Consider the following 21,295-nt stretch of genomic DNA (forward strand, 5'->3'; position numbering starts at 1 on the left):
CATGAACGCCGCAACGCTGCTGGACGTCCTGCTGGACGCCGCCCGCCGTGCCCCCGACCAGGTGATCGTCCATGTCCGGGGGGACGGCGGCGAACTGTCCGTCACCTTCCGGCAGTTGCTGGCGGAGTCGCTGCGCGTCGCCGGTGGTCTCCGCGAGGCGGGGGTGGCCCCGGGCACCTGCGTACCGGTGCTCGCGGAGCGTGGTGAGGACTTCCAGCCGATGTTCTGGGGCGCCCTCGCGGCCGGCCTGGTGCCGGTGCCGCTGGCGCCCGACGCGCGGCGGGTCCGTCCCGTGTGGGAGCACCTCGGCCGTCCCCCGCTGGCGGTGGACGCGGCCTGCGCGGAGGTGGCCGACGGCCTCCCCGGCGGTGCCCGCGTCCTGCGGCTGGACGCGCTGCGGACGTGCGCCGCCGTCGAGCCGCCCGCCGCCCCCGCCCCGGACGACGTGGCCTTCCTGCAGTTCTCCTCCGGCAGCACCGGGGCGCCCAAGGGCGTGGAGCTCACGCACGCGGCCGTTCTGGCCAACCTCCGGCAGCTGACCGGGGCCGCGGCGCTCACGGACCGCGACGTGGTGGTCGGCTGGATGCCGTACTTCCACGACATGGGTCTCATCGGCACCCATCTGGCGCCGCTCGCCGCGCGGGCCGGGCAGGTGCGGATCGCTCCCCTGTCGTTCGCGAAGAACCCCCGGCTGTGGTTCGAGGTGGCCGCCGCGCACCGGGCCACCGTTCTGTCCGCCGCCAATTTCGCCCTGGCGCTGACGCTCCGCCGGGTCCCCGAGGACGTGTTCGCCGCGCTCGATCTGAGCACGGTACGGCTGGTCCTGGTCGGGGCCGAGCCGATCTCGGCGGCGGTGTGGCGGGACTTCACCGCGAGGACCCGCCCGGCCGGACTGGACCCGCGGGCGGCGACACCGGTGTACGGGCTGGCCGAGGCCACGCTGGCCGTGACGTTCCCGCCGCCCGGCGAGGTGGCCGTGCCGGTGGCGCTGGACCGGGCCGCGCTCGGCCGCGGGCGGGCGGTGGAACGGGAACCGGGCGGCGACGCCGTGGAGTTGATGGACGTCGGGCTGCCGGTGCCGGGCTGTGCGGTGCGCATCACCGACGACGGCGGCCGCCTCCTGGGGGACCGGCGGGTGGGCCATGTCGAGGTGCGCGGTCCGCAGGTCGCCCGCGGCTACCACGGGCTGCCCGAGGCGACGGCGGCCGCCTTCGCCGACGGCTGGCTGCGCACCGGTGACCTGGGATTCCTCCGCGACGGCCGGCTGTGTGTCAGCGGCCGTCACAAGGACGTGCTCTTCGTCAACGGCGCTACGTTCCACGCCCCGGACCTGGAGGAGGTGGCGGCCGGCACGCCCGGAGTCCCGGCCGGGACGACGGTGGTGATCGGGTCGACCGACCCGGTGACCGGCGGGGAGCGGGTGGTGGTGTTCGTCGCCTGGGCCCGGCCGCCGCGCACCGCCACCGGTGTGCTGGACCGGGTCGCGGGGCGGGTCCGCGCGGCCCTGGGACACGACGACGTACGGGTGCTCGCGCTGCCGCCGTCCGCGTTCCCGCGCACGACCAGCGGCAAGGTGCAGCGGCGGCGGATGCGTGCGCGGTTCGAGGCGGGGAGGTACCGGCCGGCGGCCTCCTCCGGTACCGGGGCGGGCGTCCCGGACCGGGAGCCGGCGGGGCAGCGGCGGCGGTCCGGGGAACCGGGCCGGCCGGCCGGTGGCCCGGCGCCGGTGCCCCGCTCCCGCGCCCAGGTGCGGCGCGCGGTGCGGGAGGTCTGGGCGAGGGTGCTGGAGGTGCCGGAACCGTCGTTCGGCGACCGGGACCGGTTCGCCGACCTGGGCGGCGGCTCGCTCAAGGCCATGGAGGTGCTCGCCGGACTGGAACGCGCCCTGGACGTCACCCTCCGGCCGGCCGTGATGCGCGACGGCACGGTCGCCGCCCTCACCGACCACGTCCTGGAAGCGGTCGCGGACACGGCGGCGCGGCAGGGCTCCGCACCCCGGGCGACGGACGGCGGAACGCCGCCCGGGGGACCGGCCACCGCCGTGGTGGGGCTGGCGTGCCGGTTCCCCGGAGCCGGCACGCCGGAGGAGTTCTGGGACCTGCTCGAGGCCGGTCACGACGCCGTGACGGCGGTGCCCGCGGGCCGCTGGGGCGCGGCGGCGGAGCGGAGACGCTGGGGCGCCTTCCTGGACGATCCCGCCGCCTTCGACGCCGACCACTTCGGGATCGGGGCCGAGGAGGCACGCGCGCTCGACCCGCAGGCGCGTATCTTCCTCGAACTCGCCCACGAGGCGCTGGAACGCGCCGGATACGCCGGGCCGCGCCGCCGGGGCCTGCGGGTCGGCGTCTTCGCCGCCGCCGGCGACAGCGGCTACCGGCAGATCCTCGCCGGGGCCGGCCCCGACGGCACGCCCCCGGCCGGGGCCGCCCTGACCGGCAACCTGCCGGGCCTCGCCGCCGCCCGGGTGGCGCACTGCCTCGATCTGGACGGACCGGCGCTCACCGTGGACACGGCCTGTTCCTCGGGCCTGGTGGCGCTGCACCTGGCCCGCCGCAGCCTCGCGGACGGCGAGTGCGACCTCGCCGTCGTGGGAGGGGTCGGCCTGCATCTCACGCCGGACGCGTACGAGGCCCTGGAGGCCGCCCGGGCCCTGTCGCCGACCGGGCGCGGCCGTGCCTTCGGCTCCCCGGCGGACGGGTTCGTCCCCGGTGAGGGCGGGGCGGCCCTGGTGGTGCGGCGTCTGGCCGAGGCCCACCGCGACGAGGACCAGGTGCTGGCCGTCGTCCGGGGCACCGCGGTCAACAACGACGGCACGTCGCTGAGCCTGATGGCGCCCAATCCGCTGCGCCAGCGCGAGGTGATCGGTCTGGCCTACCGGGACTGCGGCGTCGACCCGGCGTCGGTGACGTACGTCGAGGCGCACGGCACGGGGACCGCCGTCGGCGACCCGGTCGAACTGCGCTCCCTCGCGCACGCCTTCCCGCCCCGCCCGGACGGCCGGCCGCGGCTGCTCGGCTCGGTGAAGACCAACGTCGGGCACCTGCTGAACGCCGCCGCGCTGCCGTCGCTGGCGAAGGTCGTCCTGGCCCTGGGCCACGGCCGGCTGCCCGCCTCGCTGCATCACGCCGCTCCCTCCCCCGAGGTGGAGCGGGCCGGGTTCGCCCTGGTCACCGAGGTGACGGCCTGGGAGTCCGACGGGCCGCGCAGGGCTGGCGTCAACGCCTTCGGCTTCGGCGGCACCAACGCGCACGCCGTCCTGGAGGAGGCCCCGCCCGCCCCTCCGCGCGCCCCCCGCCGGAAGGACGAGGGCCCCAGTCTGCTGACCCTTTCGGCGGGCAGCGCGCGAGGGCTGCGGGCGTGGGCGGCTCGGCTCGAGCGGCATCTGGGCGACCATCCGCGGCTCGACGAGGCCGACGTCTGCGGGGCCGCCGCGACGGCCCGTGACGAGCGGCCCCACCGCCTCGCGCTCGTGGCCGACGGCGACCTGCGGGAACGGCTCGCGGCGGCGTGTGACGCCGCGGGACCGGACCGGCGGGACGTGATCACCGGGACGGTGACGCATCGCCCCCGTACCGTCTTCGTCCTGCCCGGTCAGGGTGGCCTGCGGCCCGGTCCCGGCCGGGCGCTGTACGCGACGGCACCGGTGTACCGCGACACGCTCGACGAGGCGTCGGCGCTGGTCGGCGCGGTGCGCGGGCGGGGGTTGGCACACTGGTGCGCCGACGCCGACGCGACCGCGGAGGAGGTGGCCGCGACGGAGGTCGCGCAGCCGCTGCTGGTCGCGCACGGTGTCGCCCTGGCACGGCAGCTGACCGCCTGGGGCGTACGGCCGGACGCGGTCGTCGGGCACAGCGTCGGCGAACTGGCCGCCGCGTGCGTCGGGGGCGTGCTGTCGCTGCGCGAGGCGGTGACGTTCGCGGCGGAACGCGGCCGGCTCATGGGCGAGTCGACCGCCCCGGGCGCCATGGCCGCCGTGCACGGTGCCGAGGAGCACGAGGTGGCCGCCCTGGTCGACGCCTCCGGCGGTGCGCTCGCGGTCGCGGCGTACAACGGGCCGGGCCGGCTGGTGATCTCCGGCAGCCCCGGCGCGGTGCGCGACGCGTCCGCGCGACTGGCCGCGCGGGGCGTGACCGTGCGCCCGCTGCGGGTGTCGCGTGCCTTCCACTCGCCGCTGATGGAGCCGGTGGGGCGGGCCCTGGCGGACGCGGCGCGGGGGCTGGCGCCGGCGCCGCCCGCCGTGCCGGTGATGAGCACGCTCACCGCGGCGTGGCAGCCGCGGATGGATCCGGACCACCTGCGCGAACACGCGCTGCGGCCGGTGCGGTTCGACCGGGCCGTGGCGCGTCTGGCCGAGGAGGGGTACGACACGTTCGTGGAGCTCGGTTCGGGGGAGAACCTCGCCGGGTCGATACGGGCGGTCGCGGCCGGCGGCGAGGTCCTCGTGGTGCCCGCGCCCGCGGATCCGCGCGACGGCGGGGGCGCGCCGGGCGGGGCACGGGAGCTGCTGGAGACCGTGGCACGGCTGTGGGTCAGGGGCGTGCCGGTGGACCGCACCGCGCTGGACGCGGGCCGCGGGCGGGTGCCGCTGCCGCCCGGTCCGTACCTGCCGCGCAGGTACTGGCCCGACCCCGCGCCCAGCGGGTTGCTGCACGACGTCGTATGGCGGCCGGCGCCGCCGCCCGGTGACGCACCGGCCGGTCCCGTGGTGGTGAGCGGTCCGGATGCCGCGGCGGTGCGGCGGCTGGCCGGCGGACTCGCCTCCCGGGGCGTGCCCGCGGTCACGGAGGCCGGTGACGTCGACGCCCCGCGGACCGTGCTCCTGCTCGGCGCGCAGGCCCGGACCGGGACCGTGGCGGGTCTCGGACAGGGGCAGCGGCAGGCGGTCACGGCGTTGCGCGAGGCGCTCTCGCTGCTCGACCGGACCGGCGCCCGCCGGCTGCTGGTCGTGACCCGGGACGCGCACGTCACCGGGCACGGTGCGGAGCGTGCGGATCCGGCTCAGGCGATCCTCGGCGGGCTGGCCCTGGCGGTGCCCGAGGAGTCGCCGGGGGTGATCGCGAACTGGGTCGATCTCTCCTCGCTCGACGACGAGGAGCAGCGGCTGCGGGCCCTGGTCGCCGAGGTGTCGGCGCCGCGGGCGGACGGCGCGCTCGCCTGGCGGGCGGGGCGTCGTTCGGTGCGGGCCGTGGTACCGGGGGGCGGGGGAAGGCCGGCCGGCGTGGACCGGCTGCCCCGCGACGGGTCGTACCTGATCACGGGCGGCGGCGGAGGCATCGGGTCCGCTCTGGCCCGGGAACTGGCGGGCCGTGGACGGCCCGTCCTGGTGCTGGCGGGCCGCTCCGCCCGGCCGCCCGCGGGCGTGCTGGAGGAGCTCGCCGTTCTCGGCGCCGACGCCCGCTACGTCCCGGCCGACCTGACCGTGCCGGCGGACGTCGAACGGCTCGTCGCCGGACTGCCGCCGCTGGACGCGGTGTTCCACGCGGCCGGTGTGGTGCGGCCGGGCAGTCTGCGCGGGACGGAGGTGCGGGAGACGGTGGACGCGCTGGGCGCCAAGACGCTCGGCACCGTGGTGCTGGCGGAGGCGCTGGAGCGCCACGGGCAGCGGCCCGGGGTGTGCGTGGCGTTCTCCTCGGTGTCGTCGGTGCTGCCCGGCCTGGCCGGCGCGCTGGGCGCCTACGCGGCGGCGAACGCCTTCCTCGACTCCTTCGCCGGGGCCGAGCGCAGTGCGGGCCGCCCGTGGCTGTCGGTGAACCTCGGCCCGTTCGGCGAGACGGGCCTCGCCGCCGGGGGCACCGGCTCCCCCGCGGGCGCCGCGGGCCGGCCGCTGGCCACGGCGTCCGCACTGGCGGCGCTGCGGTCGGCGTGCGCCGCGGATGCGGCACAGCTGGTCCTCGCCGATCCGGCGGCCGTGTCGCGTGCGGCCGCCGCCGCGTCCCCCGGGGAGCCGGCCGGCTCGCTCGTGCCGTCCCCGGTCTCCGTCTCCCCCGGGGAGCCGGCCGGCCCGCTCGTGCCGTCCCCGGCCGTGGAGGGGGCCGGCGGGGCGACGGTCCGGCCCTCGGCCACGTCCGGTACGGCCGTCGTCCTGCGGGAGCTGCTGGCGCAGTCCCTGGGGGTCCCGGCGTCGGCGGTCGACGACGACACGCCGTTCCTGGCCCTCGGCCTGGACTCGCTGGGCGCCGTCGACCTCGTCAAGCGCCTGGAGCGGAAGGTGGGGCGGGACCTGCCCACCACGCTGTTCTTCGAACACCGGACGGTACGCGAACTCGCGGCCCGTCTCGACGGGCCGACGGAACCGGAGCGACCGGCCGGAACGCCGTTCGCGCTGACGCCCGTCCAGCTCGCGCTGTACACCAGCAGCAGGCTCCATCCGGACGTGCCGGCCCGCGGCCATCTGCGGCTGACGCTGCGCGGTCCGCTCGACACCGCTCTCCTCGGCCGGGCGCTGTCGTCGCTGGCCGAACGGCACGGCGTGCTGCGGCTGCGGGTGGACGGCTCGGGCGCCCGGCCGGCGCAGCGCGTGGCGCCGCCGGTCGCGGTGTCCGACTGGTTCGAGGTGCTGGACTGCGCCGCCGGGGACGTGCCCGGCATCGAGTCGCAGGTGTGCAACCGGCCCTTCGACCTGGCGGCAGGACCACCGGTGCGCGCCGCGCTGCTGCGCGAGGAGCCGGAACTCTCCCACCTGCTGCTCGTCGTGCACCACGCGGCGGCCGACGGGTACAGCCTGAACATCCTCGCCGAGGAGCTGTGGGCCACGTACACGGCGTTGTGGCGGGATGGGCGGACTCCCCGGCCGGCGCCGCCGGCACCCGACTTCGCGCGGTACGCGGCGAGCAGGCGGCAGGCCGGCGTGCCGGACGCCGTGCGGCACTACTGGGCGGAACGGCTCGCCGGGCGCGGTGAGCCGCTCCGGCTGCCCTACGACGGCGATCCCGCCGCTCCCGCGGCCGGTCCGATCGTGCAGCACCACGGCGCGCTCGACGCGGAGCTGAGTGCCGGGCTGGAACGGCTGGCCGCCGCGCACGACGTGTCCCTGTTCCACCTGCTGCTCGCCGCCTACGTGCGCCGCCTCGCGCGGTGGACGGGGCGCCGTGACGTCGCCGTGAACGTGGCCCGGGCCGGACGCGACGACCGCTTCGACGGTGTGGAGCGGCTCGTCGGTCCACTCGCCGACACCCTTCCGCTGCTGTGCGAGGTGTCCGACGGCGAACCGCTCACGGCGCTGGCGCGACGGCTGCGCCGTGTGTGGCTGGACGGCGAGCGGCACGCGGGGCCGAGCAGCCTGGACCTGGCGGCGCTGCTTCCCGGCGCCGGCGGCGGTCCCCGCACGGTGAGCCCGGCCGGCTTCAGTTTCGCCCGCTTCCCCGCCGCCACGGCCACCGGCTGCCCGGTGGAGGTGCGGGCGACCGCGGCCGGCACCGGGTCGGCCACGACCCGGCTGACCCTGCTGTGCTGGGCGGACGGTCCGGTGCTGCGCATGTCGTGGAACTTCCCCGCGCCGCTGTTCGAGCGGGCGACCGTGGCCCGTCTGGACCGGGAGCTGCGCGCCGAACTGGCGGCGCTGCCGCGCACGCCGGACGCGCCGGTCGAACCGGCACCGCCCGGGCGTCCCGGCGCGGAGCGTCCCCTGGTCGCCCGGCTGCTCGACCGGTTCCGTGCGCGCTCCGGCGCCCTCGCCGTCGACGCGGGCGAGGCGTCCCTCACCTACGGGGCGCTCGACCGCGCCTCGGCCCGGCTCGCGGCGCGGCTGCGCACCCTCGGCGTCGGACGGGGCGACCTGGTCGGGCTGCTCACCGAGCCGGGCGCGGACACGGTGGTGGGGGTGGTGGGCATCCTGCGGGCGGGAGCCGGCTGGGTCCCGATGGACCCGGAGCATCCCGGGGCGCGGCTCGCCGGTCAGCTGGCCCGTACGGGCGCCACGGCGGTGGTGTGCCACTCCCCCACCGCGCACCTCGCCGGGGCGCTGACCGGCGTGCGGACGGTGCGGGCCGACGGCCCGCCGGACGCGCCGGACGCGCCGGACGACGTTCTCCCGGCCGCCTTCGTGGCCCCCGACGCCGGGGCGACCGCGTACGTCGTCTTCACCTCCGGGTCGACGGGACGTCCGAAGGCGGTGCCGATCACCCACCGGGCGATGGAGAACTACCTCGACTGGGCGGTCGGCACCTTCGGCTACGGAACCGGGGACCGGCTCGCGCAGACGGCGTCGCCGTGCTTCGACGCCTCGGTACGCCAGTTGCTCGCGCCGCTGCTGGCCGGCGGCACCGTGGTGACCGTGCCGCGGCACCTGTTGCGGGACCCGGAGCTGCTGCTGGCGCATGTGGAGCGGACGCGGGTGACCGTGTGGTCCTCCGTGCCGACGCTGTGGGAACGGTTGCTGTCGGCCGCCGAGGCACGGACCCGGCGGGGGACGGAACCGGTGGACCTGTCCGCGCTGCGCTGGGTGCACGTCGGTGGTGAGGCGCTGCCCGTGGAGCATGTGCGCCGGTGGTTCGACCTGTTCGGCGACGGCACGCGCATCGCGAATCTGTACGGGCCGACCGAGGCGACCGTCAACGCCACGTACCACATCGTCGACGCGCGCCCCGGCGACGAGGTACGGCGGCTGCCGATCGGACGGCCCGCGGCCGGGGCCCTGCTGGAGGTGGTCGACGCCGACGGCGCCGTGTGCGGGGCGGGCGAGGCCGGGGAACTGCTCATCGCGGGCGTCGGTCTGACGCCCGGCTACCTGGGCGAACCGGAGTCGGCCGCGCGGGCGTTCACGCTGCGCGCGGGCCGGCGCTGGTACCGCAGCGGGGACCGGGTGCGCCGCTCCGCGGACGGTGTCCTGGACTTCCTGGGCCGGATCGACGACCAGGTGAAGATCCGTGGGAACCGGGTGGAGCCGGGCGAGGTCGAGGCGGCGCTCCAGACGTGTCCCGGTGTCGCGCGCGCCGCGGTGGTCGCGCACGAGGGACGTCTGCTCGCCTTCGTCACCGCGCGCTCCGGTGACGGCCGGCCGGCCGCCGGTGAGGTGCGCCGGCACCTGGCCGGGCTGCTGCCGTCGTACATGGTTCCGGCGCGGGTCGCGTTCGTCGACGCGCTGCCGCTGACCGGTACCGGCAAGGTCGACCGGTCGGCGCTGACGGCGCTGTCCGGGGCCTCCTCCGGCGGATCGTCCGGCGGACCGTCCGGCGGGGCGGGGACTCCCCCGGCCACGGCGACCGAGCGACGGCTGGCGGCCGTCTGGTCCGAGGTGCTGCGGGTCACCGGGGTGTGCCGGGAGGACGACTTCTTCGAGCTGGGCGGGGACTCCCTGCTGGTGCTCGAGGTGTTCGCGCGGCTCGCGGACCGCGCGGGGCCGCTGCCGCGGCCGACCGTGGTCTACCGCCATCGCACCCTCGCCGCGCTGGCCGGTGCCGTGGACGCCGCCGCCGGGGAACGGGACGCCGTCGGGGAACGGGACGCCGTCGTCACGGCCGGCCCGTCCGCTCCGGCCGGTGCCGACAGCCCGGTTCCGTTCCCGGTCACCCCCGGCCAGCGCGGCTTCCTGCTCGCCGAGGCGCTCGCTCCGGGCGACGGTACGTGGCTGGCGCGACTGCGGCTGTCCGGACCGCTGGACCCTGACGTCTTCCAGCGGGCGGTGGACGTGCTGGTGGAGCGCCACGGCATGCTGCGCACCGTCTTCCCGGCCGGTGCCCGCCCGCCGGTTCAGCAGGAGCTGCCCCGGTCGCTGCGGCTTCCGGTCTCCTTCGAGACGGTCGGCGGCCCGGCCGAGGTGGACGAGCGGGCCGCGGCCGAGGCGGAGCGGCGTCCGGAACCCTGGGCGTGGCCGCTGCTGCGCCTGCGACTGCTCACCCTGGACCCGCACGAGCACGTCCTGCTGGTGCACGCGCACCATCTCATCGGCGACGGGTACAGCGCCTCGCTGCTGATGCGTGAACTCACCGAGGTGTACGACCGGCTGGCCGGCGGTGCCCCGCCCGGACTGCTCCCGCTGCGGACCGCCTTCCGCGACCACGTCCTGGCCCTGTCCGCGTCCGCGCGGACGGCCCGCACGGGCGCGCCGGACCCGGCGGAGCACCGGGCCCGGGCCGGCCGGCTGGGCGCGCCCTACCGGCCGCCGGTGCTGCGCACCGGCGCCGTGGACGGTGATGTGCCGTTCCGCTCGGCGCGGTTCACGCTCGACGCGTCCCGCACGGCCGCGCTGCGGAAAATGGCCTCGGCCGCCCGGACCACGCTGTACGCGCCGCTGCTGACCGCCTACTACCAGGAGTTGGCGGCGGTGACGGGCCGTCCGGATCCGGTCGTGGGCCTGGCGGTGAGCGGCCGGGACCGGGCGCTGCCCGACGCGCCCCGGATCTTCGGGCCGTTCGCCACGGCCGTACCGGTGCGGCCGGCCGGAGCGGCCGAGAGACCGCTCACGGACGGCGACTTCGGCGAGGCGCTGCGCCGGGTCGCGGCGGAGGCGGAGGAGGCGCGGATCCACGAGGACGTGGTGCCCCGGCACGCCGACGGGCTGCCCATGACCTCGCAGTTCTTCTTCACCTACCTCGACTTCGCCGCGCCGGCCCCCGGGGACGGCGGCGCGCTGCGGGTGTCGTGGGAGGGGGGAGGGAGCTCGTTCCTGCCGCCGTCGTCCGCGACGGACCTGTTCATGGCGGTGCGGCCGGACGGTGACGGACTGCGGATCACGATCCGGGGCGCGGCCGCCGCCTTCTCACCGGCCGCGCTCGACGGCTTCGCCCGCTCGGTGCGCGGCCGTCTGGTGCGGGCGGCGGAGGGGGCCGCGGGTGCGGTGCCCGCACCGGGCGGGAGGCGGGCGCCGATGGACGCGGCCCTGGTCGGGTATCTGCCCGCGCCGGAGCATCTCGCGCGTCTGGCGGGCCTGCCCGGGGCGGCGCTGTCCCGGGCCGAGGTGCGTGCCCTGCTGTTCCCCGACGGTGGCCCGCGTCTGCTGGAGACGGTGCGCACGCCGCTGGGGCGGTCGGGTTTCGTGTGCGTCCCGCTCTTCGCCGACGAACTCGGCCGGGACGCCTCTCTGGTGGGTCACACCGCACGCGCGGTGTCGCTGGCCGCCTCGCTGGGCGCGCGCTGTGTGTCCCTCGCGGGGATGATCCCGTCGCTGACCGGTTACGGCTTCGACGTGCTGCGGTTCCGGCGCCACCCGACGGCCGTGACGACGGGGCACGCGGCGACAGTGGTGTCGGTGGTCGGGACCGTGCACGAGGCGCTCCGGGCCACGGGCCGGGATCTGGCGGATCTCGAAGTGGCGTTCGCCGGGCTCGGTTCGATCGGCGCGTCCTCGCTCGAGCTGCTGCTCACCCTGGCGGCCCGCCCGCCGCGGCGTCTGCTGCTGTGCGATGTGCGCGGCAGCAGGCCGCGGCTGACGGAACTCGGGCGGCGGCTGCGTGAGCGCCGGCTGGCCGGTGAGGTGGAGGTCGTCGAGGCCGCGGGAATGCTGCCGGACGCCGTCCACGGCGCGGATCTGCTGGTGACGGCCGTCAGTGGTGCGACCGCCGTCCTCGACGTCGACCGGCTCCGGCCCGGTGCCGTCGTGGTCGACGACTCCTTCCCGCACTGCTTCGACACCGAGCGGGCGCTCGCCCGGATGCGGGAACGCGGTGACGTCCTGGTCCTGGGCGGCGGTCTGCTGCGGGTCGGCCGCACCGACCGGGAGGTCGCCCCCGGCCTTCCGGCCGCCGCGACGGCCGGCCGTCTCGCCCAGCCCTGGATCGAGGGGACCATGGCCTCCTGCCGCACCGAGTCCCTGCTGCACGCCGCCGGCCACCCGGTCCCGCTGGTGCACGGGCTGGTGGACGCGGCGGTGGCGCGGGCCCACTGGGACGCCATGGAACGGGCCGGGATCACGGCGGCTCCGCTGCATCTGCTCGGCCACCTCGTCGACGTGCCGGCGAGCACCGCTCCCCCGCGACGGGTGTCAGACGCCGAACTCCGTCGGTGAGAGTCCGAGGGCCGAGCAGGCGTCACGGATGGCGTACTGCTCGGCCGCCTCGAAACTGCCGTCGGCTCCGGCGACGACGATGCCGGTCTGGACCACCGCGCGGGCCTCGGCCGGCTTCTTCGCCGCCTTGGCGATGTCCTCCAGCGCCCGCGCCTTGCCCAGCTCGAAGTTGGCCGTGAGGCGGTCCACGTGCTCGTTGAACCGCGTGCGGAGCTGGTCCGCCGGGAAGTTCTGCAACACCTCGTTGGAGACGATCAGTTCCTCCACCCGCTGCCGCTCCGCCGGCTCGACACGTCCGTCGGCCGCGGCGACCAGCGCGCACATCGCCATGCTGGCGTCCCGGTAGGCGCCGCTCTTGAGTTCGGCCTTGGCCGACGCCAGCTGGGACTTGAACAGCCCCATCATCTGGGCCTTCGAGCCGCCGGAGGACGAGCCGTGCCCCTGCGGCCGCTGCGCGCCCTGAGCCCCCCGCGCGCCCTGGGCCTGCTGGAGAGTCTTGGCCTGGTCCTTCAGCCGGTCCCACATCGCCACTTGGTGCCACCTCGGCTTCTGTTGCTGTCCGTCCGGTCCTGGTGCCAGTCCCGGATCCTACGGTCCGTCCGGTCAACGGACGTGACCGCGACCGTGTTCCCGCATGGCAAAAGACAGGCAAAACTCGATCGGAATCACATCGAAACTTTCGAGCAAAAGGGCGTCACTTTCTGATCTTGCGACGGCACACCTCCGCTCTTCGCCACAGTACATCCCAGTGAAGACCCAAGTGACCTGCTCATACTCACCAGTTGGCATTCATGAGCACGGCAGAACTTTTCGTTACAGGCGTCGAAAGCATTGACGGCGACGTCAGCCCATCCAACACTGAGCGGCACCAACGGACCCGGCGGCCCCGCCGGCTCACCAAGGGAGCGTCCACGCACGAGAACAACAGCCCGCAGATCAGCCGCAGGAGTGTGCTCGGCGGCGCCGGCGCGTTGGCGCTGGGCGCGGCATCCGGGCCGGTCCTGCCCGGCACGGCGCACGCGGACACGACCATCACCACCAACCGGACCGGCACCGACAACGGCTTCTCCTACTCGTTCTGGACCGACGACGGCGGATCGGTCGCGATGACGCTGTCCTCCGGCGGCAGCTACCGCACCTCCTGGACCAACTGCGGCAACTTCGTCTGCGGCAAGGGCTGGAGCAACGGCGGACGGCGCTCGGTGCAGTACTCGGGCAGCTTCAACCCGTCCGGCAACGGCTACCTGACCCTCTACGGGTGGACGTCCAACCCGCTCGTGGAGTACTACATCGTCGACAACTGGGGCACCTACCGGCCCACCGGCGAGTACAAGGGCACCGTCACCACCGACGGCGGCACGTACGACATCTACAGGACCACCCGGTACAACGCCCCCTCCGTCGAGGGCACCAGGACCTTCGACCAGTACTGGAGCGTCCGCCAGCAGAGGCGGACGGGCGGCACCATCACCACCGGGAACCACTTCGACGCGTGGTCGCGCGCCGGGATGCGGCTGGGCAGTTTCAGTTACTACATGATCCTCGCGACCGAGGGCTACCGGAGCAGCGGCAACTCCAGCATCTCGGTCAGCAGCTGACCCGGTCCCGGGCCCGCCCTCCCGCCGCGGGCGCCCGCCGGCCAGGACGAGAGGGCCGGCGGGCGCCCCGGTGTGACGCCCGGGCCCGCCCGGGGCGGCGGGCCCGTTCCGTCATGGAGGGGGGAGCCTCACGGGTTCAGCCCACGGTCCACTTCTGGTTCGCGGCGCCCGTGCAGGTCCAGATCTGCAGACGGGTGCCGTTGGCCGAGTTGTTGCCGCTCACGTCCAGGCACTTGTCCGCCTGCGGGTTGACGATGTCGCGTGCCGCGGTGACGACCCATCTCTGGGCGGCGGAGCCGTTGCAGTCCCAGAGCTGCACGGGGGTGCCGTCCGCCGTACCGCCCGAGGCGACGTCCAGGCACTTGCCCAGCGCGCGGATCGTGCCGTCCGAGCCCACGGTCCACCGCTGGGCGGAGGTGCCGTTGCAGTCGTAGAGCTGTACGGGCGTGCCGTTGGCCGTGCCGGCCGCGGCGACGTCGACGCACTTGCCGGCCAGGCCGCGGATCGCGCCGCCGCCCGGCGAGTCACTCGTCGTCACCGACACGTGGTCCACCAGGAGCTGCTGCGGGAAGACGGTGGAGCCGTCCGGGTCGCCGGGCCAGTAGCCGCCCACCGCCAGGTTCAGGATCAGGAAGTACGGCCTGTTGAACACCCACTGCTTGCCGCCCAGGTCGGCGGGGGTGCGCCGCTGGTAGACGTTGCCGTCCACGGACCAGGTGATCGAGTCCGGCGCCCAGTCGACGGCGAAGGTGTGGAAGGCGTCGGCGAAGGCCTGGCCGCCCGGCAGCGTGTAGCCCGCGCCGATGCCGCCGGAGCCGGAGTAGCCGGGGCCGTGGATCGTGCCGTGCACCGTGGAGGGCTCGAAGCCGACGTTCTCCATGATGTCGATCTCGCCCGAGTCCGGCCAGTTCACCGGCGTGCCCAGCATCCAGAACGCGGGCCACATGCCCTGCCCGCGCGGGATCTTCATCCGGGCCTCGACGTGCCCGTACTGCGCCGTGAACTTGCCGGAGGTGTTGAGCCGGGCCGACGTGTACTGGCAGGTGCCGTACCAGCACTGGTAGTTGGCCGGGTTCTCCTTGCGGGCCGTGATCACCAGATGGCCCTGGCCGTCCAGGGCGGCGTTCTTGTTGCCGGACGTGTAGTACTGCCGCTCGTGGTTGTTGACGTTGTCGCCGGTCTCGATCTGCCACTTCGAGGAGTCGACCGCCGCGCCGGCGGGTCCGTCGAAGGTGTCCGAGAACGTCACGGCCGCCGCGGCGTCGGCGCCCGCCGGTTCCGCCTGCGCGGTGCCGACCGCACCGGACGCGATCAGTGCGGCGGACAATGCGGCGACCAGCCAGGTGCGGCGTGTGCGCGGAGAGGTCACGACTCTCCCTTCCGTACGGCGGCCCGTTGGGACGGGTACGCCGGTCGTGGTTGTGGGGGGACTGTGCAACCACTTGATTCAAGGAGTGAGATAAGGGGGTGTCAAGACCCTGGTACGGACCAGCGGTTCACAGTGCCGCCCGCCCTCGGCGGTTGTTCACGCCGCGGTGCCCCGGGATGTCCGGTGTGCGCACCCGGGATCGTGTTCGGTCGCGCACGAGGTCCACCAGCGTTCGCAGCAGGCGGCCTCCACCTCGGCCCGCGCGAGCGCCGCGGCGGTCGCGTCGCGCCACGCCGCCCGGCGGCCCTCCCGCTCCCGCAGGACGGCGACGGCACGCCGTTCGTCGGCGATGACCGTCTCACGGACGACACCCGCGACGGGGGCCAGGGCGGCGACCGCCATGGCGAGGCTGGTCCAGGCGGGGACCGCGCCCCAGGTGCGTACGGTGCAGAAGGAGAGCCAGAGGGCGACGGCGGCGTACAGAGTGACGAGAGTGCGGCTGCCCCTGCTCATGGCGGGTTCTCCTTCGGGTGCCGTGCCGTCGGGCCGTGCGCGGCGGTCGCCGCCCGCGCCCCACTGACTCCGGATGGGCTTCTGATGCCCCGGATCCGGGCGGGCATGACTCATCGGCCCCGGCACGCACCGGCCCGCCCGGTCCGCGGTGGGGCGGCCGGCCCCGGCGACGCGCCGGGCCGTGCCGTGCCGGACGACAGGGCGCCAGGTCAAGGGGCCGTACGGGTGCGCTACATTTTGCTGGCCCTTGACCGCGATCTCTCACGATCTCTCACCACGGAGCCGGCAACCTCATGAGCGACATCGTCAACGGACTCGGCCGGGCCACCGCCTACGGCGCACTCGGGCTGGTCCTGCTGGTCCTCGGCATCGTCCTGGTCGACGTGCTGACGCCGGGGAAGCTCGGCCGGCAGATCTGGGAGGAGCGCAACCGCAACGCCTCCGTGGTGCTCAGTTCCTCTCTGCTCGGCATCGGCGGGATCGTGTTCACGTCGATCTGGACGACGTACGAGGACTTCGGCAAGGGGCTGGTGTCGACCGCGGCCTTCGGAGTGCTGGGCCTGGTGATGATGGCCGTGGCGTTCCTGGTGGTGGATCTCATCACGCCGGGCCGTCTGGGCGCCACGCTGGTCGATCCCGAGCCCCACCCGGCGGTCTGGGTGACGGCGTCGTGCAACCTCGCGGTCTCCGCCGTCGTTTCGGCCTCCATCGCCTGACGCGGGCGGGGCGCCCCACCTCAGGACTGCGACGGCGGCACGCCTTCCGCGACGGCGGCACGATGTACGCGTCCGGTACCGCGCGGACGGCGGGGGCCGCGTCACCGGCCGTGCGTGAGGCCTACGCCCGGCCGGTGAACTCCCACCGTCCGTGCGGCACCCGGTAGACCACGAAATCCGGCTCCACGCGCAGGAACCGCGCGTCCTGGGGCGCGTCGACGCGGGAGGCGTCGTCCCCCGGCACATGGACGTCGGCGGCCGCGCCCACGGGGACCTGCACCGCCAGCCGCACCCGGCCGTCGATCCGCGACCAGGACACGGCGGCCGGTCCGCGCACGGTCCGTATCGAGGTGCGCGCCCAGTCCACTCCCGTGCGGGCGTCGGGCCGTACCACGAAGGTGCGGTAACCGGCGTCGCCGGGCCGCAGGCCGGCCACGTTCTCGTAGAGCCACTGCGCGACCGTGCCCTGGAAGTAGTGGTCGCGGGAACGGGAGTCCAGCGGCCACATCTCCCACATCGTGTCGGCACCCTGCTCGTGCCAGAACCCCCAGCCGGGAAAGGTGCGTTGGGTGGCCACGGCGTGCGCCACGTCCGGACGGCCGTGCGCGCACAGCACCCTGAGCAGCACGCTGGTGCCCAGCGCGCCCGTGTTCAGGTGGTTGCCGCGCTCCTCGACGTCCCTCACCAGGCTGTCGACGACGGTGGCGCGGGCCCCCGGCGGCACCAGGCCGAAGGCGAGCGGCACGGCGTTGGACGTCTGCCGGTAGCCGGGATCCCTGGCCGTGCGGTAGTGCCCCTCCGGCCCGAGGAAGGCGGCGTTGAACGCGTCCTTCAACTGCCCGGCCGCCGCCCGGTAGCGGGCCGCGGTCTCCCGCTCGCTCAGCAGGTCGCCCGTCTCCGCGGTGTGCAGCAGGGCGCGGTGCAGATACGCCGTCGCGGTGAGCCGGGTGTCCTCGGGCGGGTTGCCGCCGTACCCCGGCGGCAGGTAGTCGCCCAGCGCGGTGACCGCCAGCCCGTCCCGCAGCCGGGACAACTCCCAGTCCAGGTAGCGCACCAGCGGCGTCCAGTGCTCACGGGCGGCCCGCTCGTCGCCGTACACGCGGTACAACTCGCGCACCAGGAACGGGTACACCGTGGTCCACTCGGGCGAGGGGCCCAGATCGCCGTAGCCCCAGCCGCCGCTCGGCACGATCACGGGCAGCTGCCCGTCCCCGGTCTGACTGTCCGCCAGGTCACCGAGCCACTTGGAGAGGAACCGGTGCATCCCGAAGGCGTACGCCATGACGGGCGCGCCGAGCTGCGCGTCACCGGTCCAGCCGTTCTTCTCGTACATCGGCGTGTCGGTCGGGATGCCGTGCAGATTGTTCAGCACGGTCCGGCGCATGGCCCCGTCCAGCCACTCGTAGAACGGCTCGGAGCAGGAGAAGGAGCTGACCTCCTCGACCCGGGTGTGCACCACCCGGCCGAGCACCTGGCCGGGTGAGGGCCGCGCGGGCAGCCCGCTGATCTGCACATAGCGGAAGCCCTTGTACGAGAAGGAGGGTTCCCACACCTCCTCGCCGCCCCCCGCGCACACGTACTCGTCCGTCTGGAAGCGGCCGGGCACATGGCCCGTCTCGGCGTGCACGCTGCCGTCGGCCTTCAGCTTCTCGCCGTGCACCAGCCGCACCACGGTCCCCTCGGCGGCGTCCCGTACGGTCAGCCGCGTCCAGCCCGCCATGGTGCGGCCCATGTCGGCCACGTACACGCCGGGCCGCAGCTCGGTGATCTCCGTGGGGCGCACCGTCTCGGCGATCTCGATCGGATCGTGCGGCTGGGCGCGCAGCGTGCCGGCGGGTGCCCGCCGCACCACGGCCGGGCGCCACGCGGCGTCGTCGAATCCCGGGCGGGTCCAGCCGGCGGGGACCAGGCGGGCGTCGAAGGTCTCGCCCGCGTACAGCGAGTCGGAGCGGGTCGGGCCCTCGGCCAGCCGCCAGTCGCCGTCCGAGACGACGGTGGTGCGGGAACCGTCCGGGTGGTCGATCTCCAGCTGGGCGAGGAGGCGCGGCTCGCCGTGCCAGGGCGGGCGGTGCCAGTTCCACACGTTCGGGGTGGTCATGCCGAAGAAGCCGCGTCCGAGGGTGACGCCGAGGGCGTTCTCGCCGCGCTCCAGCAGCTCGGTCACGTCGTGCACGGCGTACAGCACGGTGTGGTCGTAGTCGGTGAAACCCGGGTCGAGGACCTGGCGCCCGACGCGGCGGCCGTTGAGGTGCGCCTCGTAGTAGGCGAGGCCGCTGATGTACAACCGCGCCGCGGAGATCTCCTTGCGCACGCGGAAGGCCCTGCGCAGCAGCGGCGCGGGCTGTTCCGGCACCGCCACCGACACGCCCGAACCCCAGGGCCCCTGGCCGTACGGTGCGAGGACGGCTGCTCGCGCCCAGCCCGTGTCGTCGAAGTCCGGTCGCTGCCAGCCCTGTTGCTCGGTCTCCGAGGTACGCCACTGCGGGCCGGTGACCAGTTCGTGGCGCTGCCCGTCGGCCGTGTCCACGACCAGACGCACCAGCAGGCCGCCCGGATTGACCGTGGCCCCGCCCCGGTTGGTGGCGAGTGCGGCCAGGACGGCCTCGCCGCCCCCGTCGGCGTCCTCACCGGCACGCAGGAGTGCCGTGACGTCGGCGGTGTGCCCGGTGCGCCAGCCGTCCTGCTGCTGCGGGGCGCGCAACGCCCGTTCCCCGCCCGCGTAGAGCGTGAGGTCGTCGTCGGCGGTGGCGACGACCACCGCCCGCCGGACCGCCGTTCCCGGCGGCAGTGCCAGCCGTGCCCGGAACCACCGCGGGCCCTCGGGCGCGTCGGAGGAGGTGGCGCCCGGCGACCAGATCCAGGAGGCGTTCTCGAACGACGGGGGCTCCGGCGGGGTTTCCGCACCGATCCAGCGCGCCCGCCAGTCATTATCGGACAGCGTTGTCTCCCACCAGCGCGGTTCGCTCCAGCGCGACGCGCGTCCCCGCGCGTCCCACACCCGCACGCGCCAGAAGTAGCGGGTGCGGGGGAGCAGTGCCGGGCCGTCGTAGACGACGCCGACCGTACGGTCCGAGGTGACCTTCCCGGAGTCCCAGACCTTGCGGCCGCCCCAGCGGGCGTGGTCGCGGACCACCTGGACGCGGTACGCGCTCTGCCGGGCACCGTGCCCCGGCGCCGCCAATTCCCAGGAGAGGCGGGGCCGTTCGACGTCGGTGCCGAGCAGTGTCCCGGCGTACTCCGCACTGGTGCGCACGATGTGCAGCCCGGCCGCCCGCGGCCCGGGGGGCGGTGCGGCGGTCGCCGGCGCGGCGGCGGTGAACGCGCCGAGGCCCGCTCCGGCGGCCACGGTCCCCTGCAGGAAGACCCTTCGCTTCCATCCTTCAGCCATGATGTGCGTTCCTCACTCGTCCCTGGATCACGACGGTTGAAACGATTCACTCCCGCTCTTCGGCGATCCTATGGACGCCCCGTGAGGCGCTACAAGAGGTGTGACGGAGGGGATGCCGGTGAGAAGAGGGAAACGCCCGCACCGAAACGGCGTGTAATGCTCCCCCGTTGTCGGTGTGAGGTTGCACAATGATCTTAAAAGGAGATCAACTCCGGCGCCCCGCTGGGTAGACGGTCTCGTGTCCCGGCTCCGGAAAGGTCCAGCTGATGCTCTCCACCATCGACCGTACGAAGACCGTCGCCGTCCTGCCGACCGCGCGCCGGGGCGGATCGTCGACGGCCGGGTTCCGGGACGGCCCGGCCCGGGCGCAGACCCCGGCCGGCTCCGCCCACGCCGAAGTGCTGCGCATCATCTCCGACCCCCGCAGCCCCACGTACGTCACCGTGTACGCCGGCGGCCGCCGCAGATACAGCTACTGGCGCCCGCTCGACTCCGCCACCGGCGCCGGCGGCTGCTACGCGGCCCTGCCCACCGCCGCGTGCGACGAACTGCACGCGGCCGGCCGGATCACCCTCGGCGAGCCCGTCGTGGACCCGAACCGGACGACGTACCGCGTCCGCCCGGCCGTCCGCACCCCGGCGGTCCCGCGCACCACGTCGGTGGCACGCGCCCGGCCCGAGCCCGTCAGCCCGGTGCGGGAACGCGCGCGTGTGGCCTGACCGGATTCCGGCCGCTCTCCGGATGACGGGAGACGGCCTGCCGCGAGTCCTCCGAGACCTTCACCGCCTCCGCCCCGCCCCGGCATGGCGTCACGGGACCGAGGGGCCGCGGTAGCGCCGGATCACCTCAGGCCGGCAGCCCTCGGCAGCGCGCCGAAAGCGTCAGCCGGAGGCGCACCCGCCGATGAAATTGTCATGCCCCTGAAAATATTTCCGGTCCGGGCGGAGCCGTCACGGTGCCCGGCACCACGTGGAACGGCGCCGTCGCTCCGGGCGGCCCGGCCGTGTCCGGCCGGTCGGTCGCGCGACTGCTCCCGGAGCGGGTTCCCGTCCCCGGGCCCGGCGGGGCGGCGTGACGCGCGGCACACGCCGCCCGCGTGAACGGGTGATCCCGGCGCCCGTGACCGCGTCGGCCCCGGGGCGGAACCTAGGACTCTCCGGCGAGCGGGTCGTGGCCCCAGTTCATCAGTGAGTGGCGCCAGCGTGTGTCGCGTACGTCGCCGGACGGACGCTGGGCGAGGTGGCGGCGGATGTAGCCGACGACCTTGCGCATGTGCTCGTAGTCGTCGTCGGAGAGGTCCTCGCGCCCGGCGCCGAGGAGGTCCACGATGCGGCGGCCGGAGGCGTGCCCGGTGGACTCGCCGCCGTCCTTGTGCTGTCCCGCGCTGCGCGACTCCTGCGTTCCGAGCCACTGCTCGAGGTCGGCCGGCTTCATGTTGACCAGCTCGCGGAACTCGTCCCAGGTCTCGTCCTTGCGTTCCTGTTCCACGGTGCTCACTTCTTCTTCTTTTTGAGCGCGGAGGGCTTGTGGACCGCGGACTTCCCCGACTTGTCGCTGCGCACCTCGTACTGCGGTTCCTCCTCGGAGGCGGCGACCGTGCGCCCGGCCGCCTCGGTGCGCCCGGTGATCTCCTTCTCGACCTTGCCCGTCGTCTCGCTGCCGTGGCTGCTCCAGGCGACCTCGTCGCCCTCGCGGATTTTCTTGCGGTGGTCGCTGTCCTTGCCCATCCCAGGCGCCTCCTTCACCGGCGGTCGGCTCTGTTCCACCCTG

10 protein-coding genes are annotated in these 21,295 nt (G+C 75.0%); 4 read left to right on the forward strand and 6 right to left on the reverse strand.

Features of this window, described 5'->3' with window-relative positions; all coding sequences use genetic code 11:
- The first annotated feature begins 1 nt into the window (after position 1).
- Positions 2 to 11,941, forward strand: a complete 11,940-nt coding sequence (locus tag ACF07S_RS25965) for an amino acid adenylation domain-containing protein (RefSeq protein WP_391975229.1) — start codon at positions 2 to 4, stop codon at positions 11,939 to 11,941.
- Here the strand turns inward: ACF07S_RS25965 and ACF07S_RS25970 are convergent.
- Positions 11,918 to 12,472, reverse strand: coding sequence for a tellurite resistance TerB family protein (locus tag ACF07S_RS25970; RefSeq protein WP_391965899.1), 555 nt, complete (start codon positions 12,470 to 12,472; stop codon positions 11,918 to 11,920). The two genes, ACF07S_RS25965 and ACF07S_RS25970, sit on opposite strands and share 24 nt — an antisense overlap.
- 404 nt (positions 12,473 to 12,876) lie before the next feature.
- On the opposite strand from ACF07S_RS25970, the gene ACF07S_RS25975 reads away from it, so the two are divergent.
- Positions 12,877 to 13,539 carry a glycoside hydrolase family 11 protein gene (locus ACF07S_RS25975; RefSeq protein WP_391975284.1) on the forward strand — a complete coding sequence of 221 codons (663 nt, stop codon included), beginning with the start codon at positions 12,877 to 12,879 and terminating at the stop codon, positions 13,537 to 13,539.
- 136 nt (positions 13,540 to 13,675) lie between these two features.
- Here ACF07S_RS25975 and ACF07S_RS25980 read toward each other — a convergent pair whose 3' ends face one another.
- Complete coding sequence (locus ACF07S_RS25980; RefSeq protein ID WP_391965898.1) at positions 13,676 to 14,908, reverse strand: lectin; 1,233 nt, start codon at positions 14,906 to 14,908, stop codon at positions 13,676 to 13,678.
- A gap of 156 nt (positions 14,909 to 15,064) precedes the next feature.
- Complete coding sequence (locus ACF07S_RS25985; protein ID WP_391965897.1) at positions 15,065 to 15,421, reverse strand: hypothetical protein; 357 nt, start codon at positions 15,419 to 15,421, stop codon at positions 15,065 to 15,067.
- 293 nt (positions 15,422 to 15,714) lie between these two features.
- On the opposite strand from ACF07S_RS25985, the gene ACF07S_RS25990 reads away from it, so the two are divergent.
- Positions 15,715 to 16,137: a DUF350 domain-containing protein gene (locus ACF07S_RS25990; protein ID WP_391965896.1), complete on the forward strand. Its 423-nt coding sequence runs from the start codon at positions 15,715 to 15,717 to the stop codon at positions 16,135 to 16,137.
- A gap of 121 nt (positions 16,138 to 16,258) precedes the next feature.
- Here the strand turns inward: ACF07S_RS25990 and ACF07S_RS25995 are convergent, their stop codons facing one another.
- Positions 16,259 to 19,525, reverse strand: a complete 3,267-nt coding sequence (locus ACF07S_RS25995) for a family 78 glycoside hydrolase catalytic domain (protein ID WP_391975230.1) — start codon at positions 19,523 to 19,525, stop codon at positions 16,259 to 16,261.
- A gap of 266 nt (positions 19,526 to 19,791) precedes the next feature.
- On the opposite strand from ACF07S_RS25995, the gene ACF07S_RS26000 reads away from it, so the two are divergent.
- Positions 19,792 to 20,244, forward strand: a complete 453-nt coding sequence (locus ACF07S_RS26000; RefSeq protein ID WP_391975231.1) for a hypothetical protein — start codon at positions 19,792 to 19,794, stop codon at positions 20,242 to 20,244.
- 427 nt (positions 20,245 to 20,671) lie between these two features.
- Here ACF07S_RS26000 and ACF07S_RS26005 read toward each other — a convergent pair whose 3' ends face one another.
- Entirely contained in the window at positions 20,672 to 21,013 is a 342-nt protein-coding gene (locus tag ACF07S_RS26005; protein WP_391965951.1) for a DUF3140 domain-containing protein, read from the reverse strand.
- A gap of 5 nt (positions 21,014 to 21,018) precedes the next feature.
- Positions 21,019 to 21,252 carry a DUF2945 domain-containing protein gene (locus ACF07S_RS26010; protein WP_391965893.1) on the reverse strand — a complete coding sequence of 78 codons (234 nt, stop codon included), beginning with the start codon at positions 21,250 to 21,252 and terminating at the stop codon, positions 21,019 to 21,021.
- Positions 21,253 to 21,295: the final 43 nt, after the last annotated feature.

It is taken from the genome of Streptomyces sp. NPDC016640, from assembly GCF_043076215.1.
GTDB lineage: Bacteria > Actinomycetota > Actinomycetes > Streptomycetales > Streptomycetaceae > Streptomyces.

What these genes read in the sequence shown, in the direction of transcription:
- ACF07S_RS25965 (WP_391975229.1), top strand. Translation starts at nt 2, where the DNA reads ATGAACGCCGCAACGCTGCTGGACGTCCTGCTGGACGCCGCCCGCCGT.
- ACF07S_RS25985 (WP_391965897.1), bottom strand. Translation starts at nt 15,421, where the DNA reads ATGAGCAGGGGCAGCCGCACTCTCGTCACTCTGTACGCCGCCGTCGCC.
- ACF07S_RS25990 (WP_391965896.1), top strand. Translation starts at nt 15,715, where the DNA reads ATGAGCGACATCGTCAACGGACTCGGCCGGGCCACCGCCTACGGCGCA.
- ACF07S_RS25995 (WP_391975230.1), bottom strand. Translation starts at nt 19,525, where the DNA reads ATGGCTGAAGGATGGAAGCGAAGGGTCTTCCTGCAGGGGACCGTGGCC.
- ACF07S_RS26000 (WP_391975231.1), top strand. Translation starts at nt 19,792, where the DNA reads ATGCTCTCCACCATCGACCGTACGAAGACCGTCGCCGTCCTGCCGACC.
- ACF07S_RS26010 (WP_391965893.1), bottom strand. Translation starts at nt 21,252, where the DNA reads ATGGGCAAGGACAGCGACCACCGCAAGAAAATCCGCGAGGGCGACGAG.